Source organism: Tritonibacter mobilis F1926 (assembly GCF_000376545.2).
GTDB classification, from domain to species: domain Bacteria; phylum Pseudomonadota; class Alphaproteobacteria; order Rhodobacterales; family Rhodobacteraceae; genus Epibacterium; species Epibacterium mobile.
In genome coordinates, this window is the sequence record NZ_CP015230.1 from 2954318 (window position 1) to 2970969 (window position 16652).

Here is a 16652-nt window from a genome sequence, read left to right on the forward strand (position 1 = left end):
TTTATGAGGTCAGGCGGTAAGTTGTGTGCCCTGTATGCCGGTAATACGGGTCTGTATCAGCGCACCTTCGACTTGTGGGATGGCAAAACTCACCTCGGTGAATTGCTCAGTACGCCCCATGTTTGGATTTTCCATCAAGACGTAATGCTGGCGCCCCAGCTGCTGAGAGAGGTGCTTTGCCACCTGTGCGTCCCCTTTGGCACGAAGACGGGCCGCGCGATCCTTGATAACGTTGCCGTTGACTTGCGACGGGATTTTGGCGGCAGGCGTGCCCTCACGTTTGGAGTAGGGGAACACATGCAGCCAAGTGAGGTCGCATTCGGTCACGAGTTTGAGCGAATTCTCAAAATGCGCCTCAGTCTCGGTCGGGAAGCCCGCGATAATGTCGGCGCCAAAGGTCATCTCTGGGCGCAGTTTGCGTGCGTCTTCGGCGAAGCGAATCGCATCATCACGCAGGTGCCGACGCTTCATCCGCTTTAGGATAAGATCATCACCATGCTGCAGGCTGAGGTGCAGATGCGGCATGAGGCGCGGCTCGGTGGCAATCGCCTGCATCAGATTTTCATCCACCTCGATCGAATCGATGGAAGAGATACGCAGACGTGGCAGATCCGGCACCAACTTCAGGATTCGCATCACCAGATCGCCGAGTTTGGGCTTTGCGGGCAGGTCTGCCCCCCAACTGGTCAGATCGACCCCGGTCAGCACAACCTCATTGTAGCCCTTATCCACCAGTCGTTTGATCTGATCGACCACCACGCCCGCTGGAACCGAACGCGAGTTACCGCGGCCGTAGGGAATAATACAGAAAGTACACCGGTGATCGCAGCCGTTTTGCACCTGCACATAGGCCCGCGAACGCGTACCAAACCCATCGATCAGGTGGCTTGCGGTTTCTGTCACCGACATGATGTCATCCACCAGAACTTTTTCTGTGGTGCCGATAAAATCAGGACCTTTCGCCATGCGTTGCCAGGTTTCAGGCTGCATTTTCTCGGTATTGCCGATGACCTGCGTGACCTCGCTCATCGCGGCGAATGTCTCGGGTTCAGTCTGCGCGGCGCAGCCCGTGACAATGATCGGCGCATCAGGATTATCCCGGCGCAATTTGCGAATTTCCTGACGGGCTTTGCGCACAGCCTCTGCAGTGACCGCGCATGTATTCACGACCACGGCGTTCTCAAGACCCGCCTGACGGCTCAGTTCCTTCATGGCTTCGGTCTCATAGGCATTGAGCCGACAGCCAAGGGTCGTGAATTTCGGCGCACCGCTCACTGGGTAAAGCTTTCAACAAACTGACGGGTGAAGCTGCCATCCGCCACATGCATGGTAGGCCCCGTCATCCAGACACCGTCCTCGCGCCAGTCGATCAAAAGCGTCCCGCCATCCAGATCAATCTGCACCTTGCGCCCTGTAAGCCCCTTACGCGCCGCAGCAACCGCTGTCGCGCATGACGAAGACCCCGACGCAAGCGTCACCCCCACACCGCGTTCCCAGACACGCATACGCAGATGATCCGGCCCCAACACATGAGCAATCTGAACATTGGTGCGCTCAGGATAAAGAGGGTGGTGTTCGTAGCGTGGGCCAAACTCCTCCAGCGGAATAAGCTCGGCGTCTTCAACGAAAAACGTGCAATGCGGGTTGCCCATGCCAGTTGCCGTAGGCGCGCCCTCAATTGGTAGTTCCAACGTGTCCATCTCTTCCGACAGGGGGATCTCATCCCACAACAGCTGCGGCGCCCCCATATTCACCGATGTCAGGCCGTTTCCTGCATCCTTTGCGGCCAGCTCACCTCGGTCGGTAGTCAGGTTGAGTGAATCTTGGCCACTTCGATCCATCAAATACCGCGCGATACAGCGAGTCGCATTGCCGCAGGCCGCAGACGTAGAACCATCGGCGTTATAGAAAACCAGATGCGCGTCGGCCGCCGCACCCTCTTTGGCAGCAAAGATCACCGCGAGCTGATCGAATCCCATTCCAAGCTGACGATGCGCGATTCGCTTGGCCATAGCCGGAGTGATCTGAATATCCTGCGTACGGGCATCAATAACGACAAAGTCGTTTCCAAGCCCATGCATCTTCATGAACGTCAACATATGATCGGATCCTAGGGAGGTCATGAGCCGCATATAGACTTCATGTGAAAATGAATCCAGAGATAGCGTAGAAAACTTTGAAAAGGGGGTTGACCCTTTGCGGGCTTGACCGTAGAAGCCCCCCCTATCGGAACGATACAGCCAGCAAGGTTGCAGAGTTTCAGCCCGAAATAAGCGCTTGATCCTTTTGGATTAATCAGCTTTAAAGGCGATCCGCAGAGGCGATCAAAAGCTTCTGAACAGAGAGTGGGCCGTTAGCTCAGTTGGTAGAGCAACTGACTTTTAATCAGTGGGTCGCAGGTTCGAATCCTGCACGGCTCACCACTCTTTTCAATGGGTTAGCTAAATCGCAGCTTCTAGTTTTTTGCTTCTAGCAACCACCTAGCTACCACCTTGCATGAAAAAATGTGGTGCCCTGTGGTATTCCGTGTTTTGAGCAGCAGGTAAATTAAGCGGCTTTATCATGGGCTTGCCGGATTTTGGTGGACGTGGAGGCAGCGCACGGCTCGTCGAATCCTATCGGTCATTAAACGACAGCACTGAGCCGCCGACGCCATCTCGAAATGCAATCATACGATTGTGGTGTATGCAATCACCAGCGTCATCATCACAACTAACCTTAGCTACTCGGAATGGGCGCAAGTCTTCGGAGATGCGAAGATGACAACCGCGCTTCTCGACCGGCTAACGCACCGCTGCCACATTCTGGAAACTGGCAACGACAGCTATCGGTTCAAGGCCAGTTCTGAGGCAGCAAACAAAACAGGGAAGGAGACCAAAACATTGACCACATCATAGACCAAAGCGCATAACTGAGGGTGGGTCAAATCTCGGTGAAAATACCGGGTCAGTTATCAGTGACAGTCAACAGGCTGGAATTTCCCCGCATTTCCATGAGCGCATTTGCACACATTTGTGGGTGCGACTGCACTCATCAGTGAAATTCGGCAAACAGGAACAGAAGTTTGAGAATTTGACATTTTCCTGCATTTTTCGGCAGGGTGTCCTCGTCTGTGATCAGGATTCCGACCGATGAGCCCGAAAACACTGCCAAAATCCGAATCAAAAAATCTGAAGAAGCTGGGCGCAGCCCTCAGATAGATGCGGGAATCTCGGGGTTTTACCCAGGCCGATATCGGAAAACTGACCGGGGTTCGGCGAGAAACCTACCGCCAATGCGAAAGTGGTAAACGCCATATCCCAGCTCTGGAACTTCTTGCGATCCGCAATGCGTTTGGAGAAGACCCATTCGAACACGCGGCACCCCTGCGAGACAAAACGGCTCAGGCTCCGCGACCTGCGACGCGCGGGAAACAACGGCGCGGGGAGAAAACCGTGATGCCTGACTGGCCCCAGCGGTTGGGGGCGTTCCGGCGAGACCTGATCACCATGCGGGAAAATTTCGAACTGGAGAGATGTTCGGCCTTCGGGCGGCGACGGAATGCGGTCAACAGCATCGTTTTCAGCGGCACAACTCTCGCCGCCTGTATCCTCCTGCTAACCATGCAATACGACCTGCCGTTCGCGATAGCGACAGGCGCGGTGGACTGGGATCTGCTGATCTCATATGGCGCGACACTCGCTCTATTGCCGTTCCAACTCACCTATCTCGCAAAGTTTGTGATCTCGCGCAAAGGTTTCATGACCGGCTAGGTGGTCGAGTAGCCCGAGGGGAATTCAATCTCAGGCCTTCACAGAGACCTACGCGAAGCTCTCGATTCATACACCTCTTCTTGTTCAACTACCCAGCCGCAGGCTCCAGTGAACAAACAGTCCGGGTTGCCGCTGTCGCAGTTTATTTGCGACGCGATTGCAATCATCAGCCCCGGATCACATTACGTGCAAATGACATGACGGCTAGCTGCAAGCTAGATCGAGCGGTTACCACCAGTGACCAGCGAGACACACAACTCAGGCTTTAAAACGTTTCGATGTTAACCTGAGAGATATCCGACCGGCTTGAAGGGCTCTGATGCCGTCGGGGGGGTGGTTACATCGTCAGAGCCGTTACTGAGATTACTTTACCCCTGGACCGGGATCACGGCGCGAGGTCAGGCCCGGACTGAACAAGAAAATGATCTATCCATATTCTGTTTATTCTTGGCGATGCGCTGCGCCAGTCGGCGGCCCCGCGCCGCACTTGCGATCATGCGCGCTGGCGAGAACCCGGCCGAGGGGTCGATGGCCGTCTCGGTGCGCAGTTCCGGGAACAACGCCAGGATTTCCAGTCGCCCGTTTGGCCCGACGGCCTTTAGCGCCTCGCTGCCCGTATAAAGCGTTTCTGTCCGGGCCCCGTTGGAGAACACCACCTGATGGCGGTCCATAAGGAAATGCCAGTAGTCCACGCCGGGGGCGTCGTCGATCACATCGATGCCTTCGAGTTCCGTCAGGTGTTTGACCGCCACCAGAATTTCCGAGGTGCCAAACATCCGCTCAACCGCCGGGGTTGCAATCAGCACGCGGTGTTGTGGCGACAGGATCAGATCGCGCGTTGGCAGGTCCGAGCCAAGAGCACCGCGACGGATACGGATGGGGCGCAGATTGGGGCTTTGTGCCAGCTGCGCCGCTGAGAGGCGACGGTTTCCAATCCATCTGAGCGGCTGAAACCCAGCATCAGAGGTGAGCACTAGATCACCGGTTTTTAGCTCCTCAACAGGGCGCTCGCCGGTGATTGTCATGATCATCGTACCCTTGGTAAAGCAGATAACCCCGGTGGTTTCCGTGTTGAGCTTATCAGCCGAAACCGCAGTTCCGCCATTTCGAATGGTCAGCGTATCGCCACCCATATGGGAGGAATTCAGCACACCATCGTCGGCCTGATCCGCGCGCATCCATTGCAAGGGGTTTCGGATCACTGTTGGGTCGATCAGCCCATCGGCAACGGCCTGATCATAGGTGGTCTGATTGTAAATATGCGTTAGATCGACAAAATCATTGTTGGTGTTGTCACCATCATTGATCGAGCCACTGTTGCCAGCGCCAAAATCATAAATCGTGTCATTGCCGGTACCTGCGGAGAACTGATCGTCCCCACTACCCCCGATCATCAGGTCATTCCCGGCCCCACCAAACAGCGCATCATTGCCGTCGCCCCCGGAGAGGGTGTCATTGCCATCCCCACCAAAGAGCGCATCGTCATCGTTTCCAGCCTGAACACTGTCATCGCCTTCGCCTGCCAAAATCGTGTCGTTGCCATCACCGGCAATGATCGTATCGTTGTTGTTCCCGGCGGCGTTATCATTGTTATCGATCATGTCGCCTTCGGGATCGCTTGTATAGGCTGTGTCGATCCGGTCATCGCCACCGGTGCCCTGAACAATGTAATCGGTAAGCACATTCTCGATTTCGGAAAAATAGACGCTGACCCGTTCACCCGCATCGTTGGTGTAGATGGCCCTACCGCTTTCTGAGGTGATCCCGTTCCAGGTCGGATCGGTATCGTCATAGTTGAGGTCCAGATTTCTTGCTCCTCGCAAATCGAGCACATCGCCGATACGGCCATCGGGGTTGTTGGTGGCGTCGATGCTGTCCTCTTCGCCATCCTCGCCGCCAGTGACTGTGATATCGGCGGTACCGGACAGCGAAGAGTCGAACCGGAATTCATCGTCTCCGATGCCGCCCACCGCCGTGTCACCAGCACCAACGACGAAATCGTCATCGCCGCCATCGCCGATGAGACTGTCTGCGCCTTCGCCACCGACCAGAGTATCGCTCCCGTTCCCGGCCTTGATGTAATCATCCCCGTCGCCGCCATCGGAGCTGTCGTTGCCATCGCCCCCATGCATTGTGTCATTGCCACCACCCCCGACAAGGATATCGTTCCCGGCATTGCCAAAGAGGGTATCGGAACTTCTCCACCCTCAAGGCTGTCATCGTCTTCTCCGCCTGAGAGAACGTCGTTGCCAGTTCCGCCGCTCACGGTATCGCTGCCGGCTCCGGATTGAATTGTGTCATCGCCAGCGCCGGCGACGATCACATCGTCATCGTTCCCCGCCGCGTTGTCAGCGGCGTCGACCATGTCACCCTCGGGATCGCCCGTGTAGTTCACATCGATCAAATCATCACCGCTGGTGCCCTCAACAATGTAATCCGGGCCCGGAATGCCCATCGACATCAGCGCGGCCTGATTGTTCACCGAACTCGGGCTCACCCCTGCGAGCGTGATGCTCTCGCCATTGGGGAATTGCAGGATCGCATCACCGGTGCCATCACCATTGGTGTCGGCGACCGTCACATCAAACACATTGACAGGGTTGCCATCAGCATCGGTGAGATCAGAGACATCAAGCTGGTCGACCGTCGTGCCGTCGCCGCTATCGGTCATGTCAAAGCCCTGCACCGCATCCGCGCCGGAACCATCTGCGAGCACAAGGGTGTCTGACCCCCGGCCCAGTCGAATATTCTCAATCTCAGTGAAGGTAGCGGTGCTGGTGCCGTCCGTAAAACTGCCCGCCTCTGCATCGGCTGAGGTCAGGTCAATGGTGAGATCGCTGGTAATGTTGCGCAGGTCGAGCGTGTCGCCATTTGTTTCACCGGTCTCACCGCCGATGATCGTGTCGTTCCCAAAGTCGTCAGCGAGATCAAAGCTGTCATCGCCGCTCTCGCCCATCATGGAATCGTCACCGGTGCCGCCATGGATGGAATCGTTGCCGGTGCCGCCTTTCAGAGTCGTATTGCCGGAATTCACATACAGGCGGTCATTGCCATCGCCGCCATCAAGAGTAGCGAAGCCGGAGCCGCTATAAAGAGTGTCATTGCCCGCATCCCCAAACAGGCTGTCGCTGCTGGTTTCTGCATTGCCGCTGCCGCCGAGGTAGTCGTCCCCGTCGCCACCTCGCAGGGTGTCAGACCCAGCGCCGCCATAAAGCGAGTCATTGCCATCCCCGCCTTCGAGACTGTCATCCCCCTCGTCGCCATAGATCGTGTCTGACCCGGTGCCGCCATAAAGGTCATCATCGCCCAAATCCCCTGTCAGCGTGTCATTACCTGCATCGCCGTAGATCGTATCATTATCGGAATTCCCGTCGAGAAAGTCATTGCCTAGCCCGCCATGAAGCTTGTCGTTGCCATCTTCTCCGGAGAGATGGTCATCATCGTCGCCACCATAAAGGAGGTCATCTCCGGTAGCTCCCCGCAGAGTGTCATTGCCCGCGCCGCCGATCAGCGTGTCCTCGCCGGAGCCCCCCCAGACGCTGTCATTCCCGTCTCCTGCATCCACACTGTCATCACCAAAGCTTGAGGAGATACTGTCGTTTCCAGCTCCCGCGTGGATTACATCGTCGTTGTTGCCGGCGATGTTGTCTCCTGCGTCAACCATGTCGCCATTAGGATCTCCATTGTAGGCGAGACCTATCACATCATCACCACTGGTGCCTTCGACAATATAGTTGGGCGCAGGGATACCCAACGCGGCAAGCGCGGCGGGCGTATTGATCGTTCCGGGATCGACACCGTTGAGTGTGATGCTTTCGCCATTGGGAAATTGCAGCACAGCATGGCCGGTTCCATCACCATTGGTATCCGAAACCGTAACATCCAATACGTTGACCGGGTTGCCACCGGCATCCGTGAGGCCCGATACATCAAGTTGATCGCCGCCCGTGTAGGTTCCATCCCCATTGTCGGTCGGTGCATCAAAGCCGCTGATGGTATCGTTGCCATCGCCATCGGAAAGGATGACTGTATCAGCATCCCCATCTGCCGCCCCGTACACACCAAGGTCGATTATGTCGTCACCTGCGCCCGCGTCCACAGTATCCGCGCCCGCGTTCGCATCAATCCGATCATCCTGATCAGAGCCCAGAATGCTGTCATCCCCGGTCCCAGTGCGTAAACGCTCGATTTCGCTGAAATTTATCGTGTTGGTGCCATCCGTAACAACACCGCTTTCACCATTGCTTGCGCCGCCTGCACCCTGCGTGAGATCCACCGTCAGATGGAGGACAGCGGACCGAAGCTGAGTTCATCACCGTAGTCATCATCGCTATTTTCACCGCCAATAACCGTATCGTTTCCAAAGTCGACCGCCCAAAAGTTGAACTTGTCGCTCCCATCTCCCCCTTCCAAGGTGTCGTTGCCTTTGCCACCGGCAAGAGTATCTCTTCCACTACCACCGACGAGCGAGTCATCGTCTGTACCGCCATCCATCACGTCGTCACCGGTGCCACCTTCAAGGGTGTCATTTCCGAACCAACCATAGATCGAGTCGTTTCCAGTTTCCCCGTATAGCGCGTCATCTCCCGCGCCGCCTTCGATATGATCGTTGCCGCTTCCAGACCTTACGGTATCGTTACCTGCACCGGCTTCAACTACGTCGTCATTCGTTCCCGTCGTATTGTCATTTGCGTCGATGCGATCATACCCTGGGTCGCCAGTGTAGGAGGCATCTATCAGGTCGTCTCCGGCACCACCTTCGACGACCTCATCCCGCGCGATGACGATTTCAATCTCGGCAAACTGTATCGAGATCATATCGCCATTGTCGTTGGTATATGTGACGGTACCGCTCTCGGATGTGTTGCCGTCCCATGTTGGATCAGTCTGATCATACGTAATCGTTACATTGTCGAGCCCTGTCAGGTCGAGCACATCGCCAATGCGCCCCCCAGGGTTATTGGCAGCATCAATCGCCAGCTCTTCAGCAGTCTCACCACCGGTGATATGGATAATACCTGTCTCGGTCAGCGTTGCATCGACCGTAAATAGATCGTCACCAGCACCGCCCGACACTGTATCGCCACCGCCCAGCAGGACCGAATCATCGCCTGACCCCGCGACGATAGAATCTCTGCCTGCGCCTCCGGCAATCGTGTCCCTACCCGCTCCGCCATCGATCGTGTCATTTCCAACACCAGAACTTACGGAATCATCGCCGGCTCCTGCTTCAATGACATCATCATTGGAACCATCAAGCGCATCGTTGTTGTTAACGCGGTCACCTTCAGGGTCACCAAGATAGCCGTCATCGATTGTATCCGCGCCACTCGTTCCACTGACAATCAAGTCTAATGCGCCGCCAATATTGATGTCGCTGATTCCCATCCAGCCTGTTGCCGCCTGCGAAGCGCCGTCGTTAGGGTCATCGTCGGGCTCGACTATGATCTGCAACGAAACGATTGGGCCCGCGATACTGACACCCACAGTATCGGTACCGCCATCAACTGAAAAATCATTTGCGGCAGCTTCGCCTGCATGAACGGTATTGCCATCAACAGTTGTATTCGGGTTGCGCGGTGTCAGGGTGACGGGTACGTGATTCCCATTCGCGTCCAGCGCAATGATCGTGATCTTCTCGTCCCAGTTGCTTCCGGAATCGACATTGAGAAGTTCAAATGAGACGTCTGTGACCGGCGCATCAAATTGAAGACCAACTGTTCGGGTGTCGCTCTCAGGCGCGGTCCATAGGCCGTCTTCTGGGACATAAGAGGGGTTATTGGCGCTAAAACTGCCATCCCCGGTGGCGGTTGTACTTATGGTGACACCTAAAGTGTCACCTGCGTCACTCAGTTCATGGGCGCCAGACGCACCGGTGAAATCCCAATCTAGTGTATAAGGCACAACAACACCCCAGAACAAATACTTCCACGTAAACTTAAGACACTGGAGTTATGGTACTTGCGTGTTAAAAACTGGCTAATAATCCGCGCTTTGGTGACGATATTTGGGCGCTGTTGGTGACCGTCCAGCAAAGGCTTTGATGACAGAGGCTCGGCGCCTCGATAGCAATGGCGTGTTGTTCCTGAAACTTTCTAAGATCAGCACGAAGAAAGCGGCAGTCGAGGCTTTTTGTGAGAAGCCGTGGCCCATAAGACTGGAAATCGCTAGTAACTGCCTGACCAAAAGAGGCATTCTTCCTCTGTCGGACAATGACAATCTCGTTGTTCGCCCCTCTCGTCTTGGCTTTCAGCTGACCTCAAGCTTGGAAGTTAAAGCCCGCATCCATCGCTTCATTGATGACGAGGTAGCCTTAGTTCAGAGGCTTCAAGCACCGCGTAAGCTCGGCTGCATTACATCAGATATCGTCGGTCGGATGACCGGCGTCGTCACGATCAATAGCTTGGTCGAGCAAACCGGCCTTGACGGGATGGGTTCCGTGCGCTCGTTCGGCTGATCCGGTCCGGGCACCTCCAGATGGTAAGCTATGAGCGTATTGAACACTCCAGCTTGGTGTTCAAGGTGAAGGAAGTCTGCGCATGACCTTCTCTCATCCTCAAAACGCTGGTTACGCTCAGGGAAATCGGAGAGTAAGACGCATGAGCTGCAGGCTATCGCACCAAACGCTCGAAAGGCTGCCTGACCAGAGACGGCATGCTTCACATCCCTCTCGGGTCATAGCTGTGCCATAACCCCGCCGGGCAGCGGATGTTCAAACTCGGTCAATGCGCCCGAAACAATTGGCGAAAGCTACGCGGCTTCGCCCATCTCGCAGAGGTCATCCAAGGCATCAATTTCAAAGACGGCGTCAAGCAAACCCAACCCGAAACCGCCGCCGCATGAAAAACCGCTCAAACACCAGATTTGACCTTAGCTCGAAAATGGCGCAGACCCGGCAAACGAAAAGCGGCCCGATCACGCTCATTGTGGATAGCACAGGCCTGCGGGTTCACGGTGGCCGGGATTGGATGGCGGAGAAGCACAGGCTGGCAAACGCCCGTAAAACATGGCGCAAACTTCATATCGGCCTCGACCCGGAGAGCGGTCACATCGTGACCTCCAACCTGACAAGCGAACATGGTCGACAGAACCTAAATTCCTGCTTGACACTGTGATGTACTCGCGAGAGTGTCCTGAGCATGATGTATATGGCAAATATCATTCGGCTGGCAAGGATCACCGTCGTTTTTGCGATGATCTTTGCGCTGTGGTTTTCACTGCCATCCGCCGCGCATTCTTTAGCCGGACATCACGATAGCGCGCCGATCGCGCAGTCGGAAGCTAGTGAATTTGGTTCAACAACATTGAACTTAGTACCCTTAGCATCAGAAACTGCCGCTCATGACACGATGCAGAGCGGTCAGAACGCAGATGTAACGAATTGCTGCGCGGGTACCTGCACGGCTGCCGCAACACTTTCTTGGCATTCAGGTGAATTCTCAATAAATCGTCTAATGCGTTGGAAGCCGCCGCATTCCCAGCTCCTCCCGTCTAGAGAACGAGTCGCGCTCCTGCGACCTCCAAGAAACTAAGATATATCAACCGTTTAATCGGTGTCTAATACCCTCTTGTGCTGTTGTGCAGGAGACGTGTGGATGTATCTTAGGATCAACTCATGAAAATCTATTTTCTTACGGGGGCTTTGGCTCTCGCACTGAGCGCGTGCGCGCGCCAACCCATTCCGCTGCCCGATGTGACGACCCAACAGGTCGCCAGCACAGCGAACTCATCTCCAATCATCTATCAAAACCCTCTGGCGGGTTACACCTATCGTAGCCCTACAGGCCCGAGAGATTGGCGCAAGGTCAATCAAGAGCAGTCGGAGGGCAAGTAATGCGTATTCCAAAATCTATTGGTGTGCTCAGCTGTTCGGTCATCTTGGGAGCCTGTTCAACCACAGTACCCGGTATCTACACAGATCCGAAAGCTGGGTTTGCGAATGTGGCAAGCCAAGTTACGCCGGTACTCAGCAAGCGTACAGCATTTGCAGAAACCCAGGCTGAGAACGAAGCGCTTAAAAAACAGGTTCATGCGATGGTTCATCGCAAGACGATTTCAGCGGATACAGCTGTTCAGGCTGCACTTCTCAACAACAAAGGGCTGCAAGCGTCATACGCGAACGTGGGCCTTTCAGCAGCGGAAGCATGGCAGCAATCCGCACCTGAAAACCCCGTAGTGTCTATTGGGATGCTTGGGATCGGAACGCCCGAGCTTGGTGCCTACAGAGCGATTGAGGGAATGATCCGTGCAAATGTTCTGGATGCAACCACCCGCAAACAACGAATGGCGATCGCAGATGCACGCTTTCGGGAGGCACAACTTAACGCAGTCAACGACACGCTGGCATTGGCTAATCAAACCCGTAAAGCGTGGGTGAATGCGGTCGCTGCGTTTGAAACCGTCAGCTACCTTAAGCGTGCAAAAGCGACATCGGATGCGGGGTCCGAACTCGCTCGGAAATTGGGAGAAACGGGCGCACTGAACAAGGCGAACCAAGCTAGAGAACATGCGTTTAACGCTGAACTGGCCGGGCAACTTGCTCAGGCACGGCTGAATGCCTCGCGGGCCAAGGAAGAGCTCACGAAGTTAATGGGGTTGTGGGGAACAGAAGTCGATTACTATGTCCCGGATGCGCTTCCCGTGCTGCCGCGATCAGTAGGGCGTATGCCGAACGTCGAAGCCAAGGCCTTGCAAAACCGGGTCGATCTGAGGGTTGCTAAAATGGGTCTCGAAGCACAGGCCAAATCTTTTGGCCTCACTGATCAGACCAGACTAGTCAGCGATTTGGAGATTGTTGCAGGTTTTGAAGCTGAACGCGAAGCTGACGGCGATGAGACCGAGACAAATACGACTCCACAAGTCGAGATTGAGTTTGCTATCCCGATCTATGACACTGGCAAAGCAAGGATGCGCAAGGCCGAATTAATGTACCTGCAAGCCGCCAACGTTCTTGCGGAAAAAGCGGTTAATGTCCGAACCGAGGCACGCGGTGCCGAAAATGCGTATCAGTCTTCCTATCAGATTGCGCGTCACTACCGAGACGTTCTTGTGCCCTTACGCAAGTCCATCGAGGAGGAGGGCCTGCTGTCATACAACGGCATGATAACCAACACTTTTGAGTTGCTCACGGATGTACGCGAGAAACTCGGAGCATCTCTGGAAGCTGCAAACGCGAAACGCGATTTCTACCTGGCTCAAGCTGATCTGACCGCCGCGATCTATGGCGGTGGAGCAGGAAGCACAGCCGGAGGGGCAGAAGGCCCAACACTAGCCGCTGGCGGCGGCGCAGGACACTGAAAGAAAAACCATGTTGAACAGACGTCAATTGCTTGGAGCTGGTGCTGCAGGTGCAACACTAGTTTCGTCAAAAGTTTGGGGGCAAACCTTGAATATGGGATTGCCAGAGGCGGCGCAGATGAACAGCGCAGCGACAGCTATCACCCCCCGCCCGTCCTCGGGTCCAGATTACAACCCCGTCGTTACTCTTAACGGCTGGACACTGCCCTATCGGATGAACAACGGCGTAAAGGAGTTCCACCTTGTAGCAGAGCCTGTAGAGCGTGAACTTGCTGATGGCATGACTGCATACTTGTGGGGATACAACGGCCAGTCTACTGGGCCGACAATCGAAGCCGTTGAGGGGGACCGGGTACGTATCTACGTCACCAACAAGTTGCCCGAAGGTACGACGGTACACTGGCATGGACTTATTCTTCCATCAGGTATGGATGGCGTTTCAGGGTTGAGCCACCCCAGCATCCCACCTGGAAAAACGTTTATCTACGAATTCGACCTAATTAAGTCGGGCACATTTATGTATCACCCCCACGGCGATGAAATGACCCAGATGGCAATGGGGATGATGGGCATGTTCGTGGTCCATCCCAAAGACCCTGATTTCATGCGTGTTGATCGTGACTTTCTGATCATGCTGAACGCCTACGACATTGATCCTGGCACATACGTACCGCGCATCATGACGATGACCGATTTCAACATGTGGACATGGAACAGTCGGATTTTTCCGGACATTGATCCATTGGTTGTTAACAAAGGTGATAAGGTGCGGGTTCGTGTCGGTAATCTGACGATGACGAACCACCCGATCCACATGCACGGATACGATTTCAAGGTGACGTGCACTGACGGGGGCTGGGTGCCCGAGGCCGCTCAATGGCCGGAAGTTAGCATCGATATCCCAGTGGGTGCGATGCGTGCCTACGATTTTGTTGCTGACCATCCGGGCGACTGGGCAATCCACTGCCATAAATCACACCATACAATGAATGCGATGGGACATGACGTCCCAACATTCATTGGAGTCAACAAGAAGCCGTTGGCTCAGAAAATTCGTCAATTCCAACCGGAATATATGCCCATGGGTACATCCGGCATGGGTGATATGGCGAAAATGGAGATGCCACTACCTGATAATACCATCCCGATGATGACCGGCTGGGGGCCGTACGGGCCTATCGAGATGGGTGGCATGTTTTCAGTCGTAAAGGTGCGGGAAGGCATCGACGCGGACGATTACTCCGATCCCGGTTGGTATGACAACCCTCCGGGCGAGATGGCCTATGAGTGGACAGGCAAACTACCTGAATTTGCCTCAAACAACAACCCCAAGACCATTCTCACTACCCACAAAACGTTAAAGGGCTAACTGGCCCTTCGACACTCTCAAACGCAACCAATTTACGGGAAAACAAATGAAACGTCTCATCACAACTGCACTCTTCACGATAGTGACTTCCATTCCAGCATTTGCCGACGTTGGGCACTCTGGCAGCGATTCTGTTGAGCGGCCAGAAAATATGATTGGAGCTCCAGGTGACGTAAAAAATGTGGATCGCACAATAAATGTAACTCTCTTGGAGAATGACGATGGTGAAATGCTAATCAAAAGCGAACCACTAAGATTCAAGCAAGGAGAAACGATAAGATTTAAAATCAAAAATAAAGGTGAATTGGAGCACGAATTTGTGCTCGACACAGCAGAGAGAAATGCTGAACACAAGCTTGAAATGGCAAAAATGGATATGGAGCATGACGACCCAAATCGCGTCAGGCTGGATGCCGGCGCATCCGGAGATGTTATTTGGAAATTCGTAAATAGCGGAACATTTGAAGCGGCGTGTTTGATCCTCGGGCATTATGAATCTGGTATGTATCGCGCGATAACGGTTGGAGAAGAACTGGCGCAATCGAATGAGGAATATTCATCCGGCACCGTAAAGAAAATAGATACTAAATCAGGTAAAGTTACGATTAGCCACGGTCCATTGAACAATCTTGAAATGCCAGCAATGACCATGGTGTTCCGGGTGGCAGACGACGCAATGCTTAACCAACTGAAAGAAGGAAGTGCGATTGAGTTCGTCGCTCAACGTATCAAAGGAAAACTCACTGTAACCACACTTAAGTAATAATCCAACGGAGACCGGGAGGCCGGTCTCCGTTTCCGTCAGCATAACAGATATAATCAAGGTAACGATGTGAACCTGGACCAAGTTACTCACGATGCCGCCGCTGCACTTGGGTTTTTCTATGATGATAGAGCTCCAGTGTGGGTACACCCAATGATGCACCTTGTGCTTGTGTTGGCACCGGCTATGTTCATGTTGATTTTGGCTATCAAATTGGTTGTGCTTCTTCGCACACGCATTCGTACAGTAACCGAAGAAAAACACGGTGCCAATGAGAAAACTACACCGATAGATCCGATTCTGCGGCAATATGTATTGCGTACCACCGGCAGGTCTCAAGTAGGGTTGGTTTTATTCAGCTTGACAGCGATGCCAGTTCTATATTTGACCCTCGAACTTCCAAAGCAAATCGTAAATCGCGTTTTTGAAAGCGAGGCGGTTGGTGAAGCCATTGGAGGATTTAACCTTTCCCAAGTCTCACTTCTATTTGTGCTATGTGGTCTGTATTTTCTTGCAATTTCATTAAATGGAATCAATAAATATTTCTTGAATATTCGAAAGGGATACGTTGCTGAACAGTTCGCACGAAGACTTCGCCTGTCGGTTTACCGTCAATGGAGGCGAACTCCACCCTCTATTCGTCCAGCCGCAATTATGCCGGTTCTTGGCCCAGAAATTGAACCTGTCAGCGGGTTTGCTTCAGAAATACTCGCCGTACCCTTGTTGCAAGGGGGAACTTTAATTACAATTCTTTTATTCATGTTTTTACAAGATCCAATTCTTGCAGCTGCTGCACTCACAGTGCTGCCTTTGCAACTAATTATCGTACCGCAATTACAGCGGCGCGTTAATATGGTGTCCCGAGATAGAATTCGCGAAATGCGCATCTTGGGTGAAAAATTGGACAAACAAATGCGAGAGTTTGATTGTCGCGCTTTGCCAATCTGCTACAGTTTCAGGAAACTGCGCGCTCAACGATTGAAAATTCATCGGCTGAAGTTTTTAGCAAAAACTGTGAATAACTTTCTAACGGCTCTAACGCCATTCTTATTTTACTCTCTAGGTGGTTATTTCGTGCTGCAAGAGCGTGTTTCTCTTGGTGCGCTTGTAGCCATGTTGTCTGCGCATAAAGAGTTCTCTTCCCCATTAAAGGAGTTGTTCAAATTTTATCAACAAAGCGAGGACGTGAGAATTCGTTATCAGGAAATTCGAAACTTTGTGTTGCCCGGAAGTGATCGCGAGGTCTCGGACGACCTTGATAGAGTGGATGCTCCCGCTCTACGGCATCGCATTGCGCCAGAATGGTGATGTATCGCCAAGGAACGAGGAGAGTATCCATGGAAGATGTTACAGTAATTGGGGTCGATCTGGCCAAGCGCGTTTTTCATTTGCACGGGGCTAGCAGATATGGAGGTTCTGTCGCAAAATTTAGCTGGGAGTATGGAACAGCTTGTCAGCGACATAGTTATCC

The 16652-nt window shown here is 53.8% G+C and carries 12 protein-coding genes, 1 tRNA gene and 5 pseudogenes; 12 read left to right on the plus strand and 6 right to left on the minus strand.

The window, feature by feature from the left end:
- Positions 1–9: 9 nt before the first annotated feature.
- Together mtaB and dapF are read right to left on the minus strand one after the other, a co-directional pair.
- A complete protein-coding gene (gene mtaB / locus K529_RS13880) occupies positions 10–1275 on the minus strand; it encodes a tRNA (N(6)-L-threonylcarbamoyladenosine(37)-C(2))-methylthiotransferase MtaB (RefSeq protein ID WP_005616644.1) in 1266 nt (421 codons plus the stop codon).
- The gene (gene dapF / locus K529_RS13885) at positions 1272–2099 is read right to left on the minus strand and encodes a diaminopimelate epimerase (protein WP_406707201.1); all 828 of its coding nucleotides are present in this window, start codon (positions 2097–2099) and stop codon (positions 1272–1274) included. The genes mtaB and dapF overlap by 4 nt, the downstream gene beginning before the upstream one ends.
- A 248-nt stretch (positions 2100–2347) precedes the next feature.
- Here dapF and K529_RS13890 point away from each other — a divergent pair.
- The 4 genes and pseudogenes from K529_RS13890 to K529_RS23850 all read left to right on the plus strand — a co-directional run bounded on the left by K529_RS13890 (position 2348) and on the right by K529_RS23850 (position 3752).
- Positions 2348–2423: transfer RNA gene (locus K529_RS13890), tRNA-Lys, on the plus strand.
- 258 nt (positions 2424–2681) lie between these two features.
- Positions 2682–2897 (plus strand): annotated as a pseudogene (locus K529_RS23085) (ATP-binding protein); the annotation flags it as partial.
- 303 nt (positions 2898–3200) lie between these two features.
- Positions 3201–3287 (plus strand): annotated as a pseudogene (locus K529_RS24035) (hypothetical protein); the annotation flags it as partial.
- 150 nt (positions 3288–3437) lie between these two features.
- Positions 3438–3752, plus strand: a complete 315-nt coding sequence (locus K529_RS23850) for a hypothetical protein (protein WP_039983218.1) — start codon at positions 3438–3440, stop codon at positions 3750–3752.
- A 398-nt stretch (positions 3753–4150) separates the two neighbouring features.
- Here K529_RS23850 and K529_RS13900 read toward each other — a convergent pair whose 3' ends face one another.
- From K529_RS13900 to K529_RS13910, 4 genes and pseudogenes are all read right to left on the minus strand, one after another.
- Positions 4151–5434, minus strand: coding sequence for a Hint domain-containing protein (locus K529_RS13900; RefSeq protein ID WP_065327221.1), 1284 nt, complete (start codon positions 5432–5434; stop codon positions 4151–4153).
- A 336-nt stretch (positions 5435–5770) separates the two neighbouring features.
- A pseudogene (locus K529_RS24040) lies at positions 5771–5914 on the minus strand (calcium-binding protein); the annotation flags it as partial.
- Positions 5915–5991: 77 nt separating this feature from the next.
- A pseudogene (locus tag K529_RS23855) lies at positions 5992–8028 on the minus strand (calcium-binding protein); the annotation flags it as partial.
- A 2-nt stretch (positions 8029–8030) separates the two neighbouring features.
- Positions 8031–9656: a calcium-binding protein gene (locus K529_RS13910; RefSeq protein ID WP_131664955.1), complete on the minus strand. Its 1626-nt coding sequence runs from the start codon at positions 9654–9656 to the stop codon at positions 8031–8033.
- A 139-nt stretch (positions 9657–9795) separates the two neighbouring features.
- Here K529_RS13910 and K529_RS13915 point away from each other — a divergent pair, with 139 nt between their 5' ends.
- The 8 genes and pseudogenes from K529_RS13915 (at position 9796) to K529_RS13945 (ending at position 16489) form a co-directional block, all read left to right on the plus strand.
- A complete protein-coding gene (locus K529_RS13915) occupies positions 9796–10209 on the plus strand; it encodes a hypothetical protein (protein ID WP_005619594.1) in 414 nt (137 codons plus the stop codon).
- Between the two features lie 155 nt (positions 10210–10364).
- Positions 10365–10595, plus strand: a pseudogene (locus K529_RS23090) (hypothetical protein); the annotation flags it as partial.
- A 38-nt stretch (positions 10596–10633) separates the two neighbouring features.
- Positions 10634–10867: a transposase gene (locus K529_RS24045; RefSeq protein WP_065335409.1), complete on the plus strand. Its 234-nt coding sequence runs from the start codon at positions 10634–10636 to the stop codon at positions 10865–10867.
- A 500-nt stretch (positions 10868–11367) separates the two neighbouring features.
- Positions 11368–11586: a hypothetical protein gene (locus tag K529_RS13925; protein ID WP_005619585.1), complete on the plus strand. Its 219-nt coding sequence runs from the start codon at positions 11368–11370 to the stop codon at positions 11584–11586.
- The gene (locus K529_RS13930; RefSeq protein ID WP_005619582.1) at positions 11586–13049 is read left to right on the plus strand and encodes a TolC family protein; all 1464 of its coding nucleotides are present in this window, start codon (positions 11586–11588) and stop codon (positions 13047–13049) included. Before K529_RS13925 ends, K529_RS13930 begins: the two co-directional genes overlap by 1 nt.
- Before the next feature lie 10 nt (positions 13050–13059).
- Positions 13060–14418 carry a multicopper oxidase family protein gene (locus tag K529_RS13935; RefSeq protein WP_009177812.1) on the plus strand — a complete coding sequence of 453 codons (1359 nt, stop codon included), beginning with the start codon at positions 13060–13062 and terminating at the stop codon, positions 14416–14418.
- A gap of 46 nt (positions 14419–14464) precedes the next feature.
- On the plus strand, positions 14465–15181 hold the full coding sequence (locus tag K529_RS13940) for a copper-binding protein (protein ID WP_005619578.1): 717 nt from the start codon (positions 14465–14467) through the stop codon (positions 15179–15181).
- A 69-nt stretch (positions 15182–15250) separates the two neighbouring features.
- Positions 15251–16489 (plus strand): 6TM ABC transporter family protein, encoded by a 1239-nt coding sequence (locus K529_RS13945; RefSeq protein WP_040642164.1) that lies wholly within the window; start codon positions 15251–15253, stop codon positions 16487–16489.
- The last annotated feature ends 163 nt before the right edge of the window (positions 16490–16652 follow it).

Excerpts from the sequence above, each read along its gene's own strand:
- K529_RS13925 (WP_005619585.1), top strand. The coding sequence starts at position 11,368 with ATGAAAATCTATTTTCTTACGGGGGCTTTGGCTCTCGCACTGAGCGCG.
- K529_RS13935 (WP_009177812.1), top strand. The coding sequence starts at position 13,060 with ATGTTGAACAGACGTCAATTGCTTGGAGCTGGTGCTGCAGGTGCAACA.
- K529_RS24045 (WP_065335409.1), top strand. The coding sequence starts at position 10,634 with ATGGCGCAGACCCGGCAAACGAAAAGCGGCCCGATCACGCTCATTGTG.
- K529_RS13915 (WP_005619594.1), top strand. The coding sequence starts at position 9,796 with ATGACAGAGGCTCGGCGCCTCGATAGCAATGGCGTGTTGTTCCTGAAA.
- K529_RS23850 (WP_039983218.1), top strand. The coding sequence starts at position 3,438 with ATGCCTGACTGGCCCCAGCGGTTGGGGGCGTTCCGGCGAGACCTGATC.
- K529_RS13940 (WP_005619578.1), top strand. The coding sequence starts at position 14,465 with ATGAAACGTCTCATCACAACTGCACTCTTCACGATAGTGACTTCCATT.
- K529_RS13930 (WP_005619582.1), top strand. The coding sequence starts at position 11,586 with ATGCGTATTCCAAAATCTATTGGTGTGCTCAGCTGTTCGGTCATCTTG.
- dapF (WP_406707201.1), bottom strand. The coding sequence starts at position 2,099 with ATGTTGACGTTCATGAAGATGCATGGGCTTGGAAACGACTTTGTCGTT.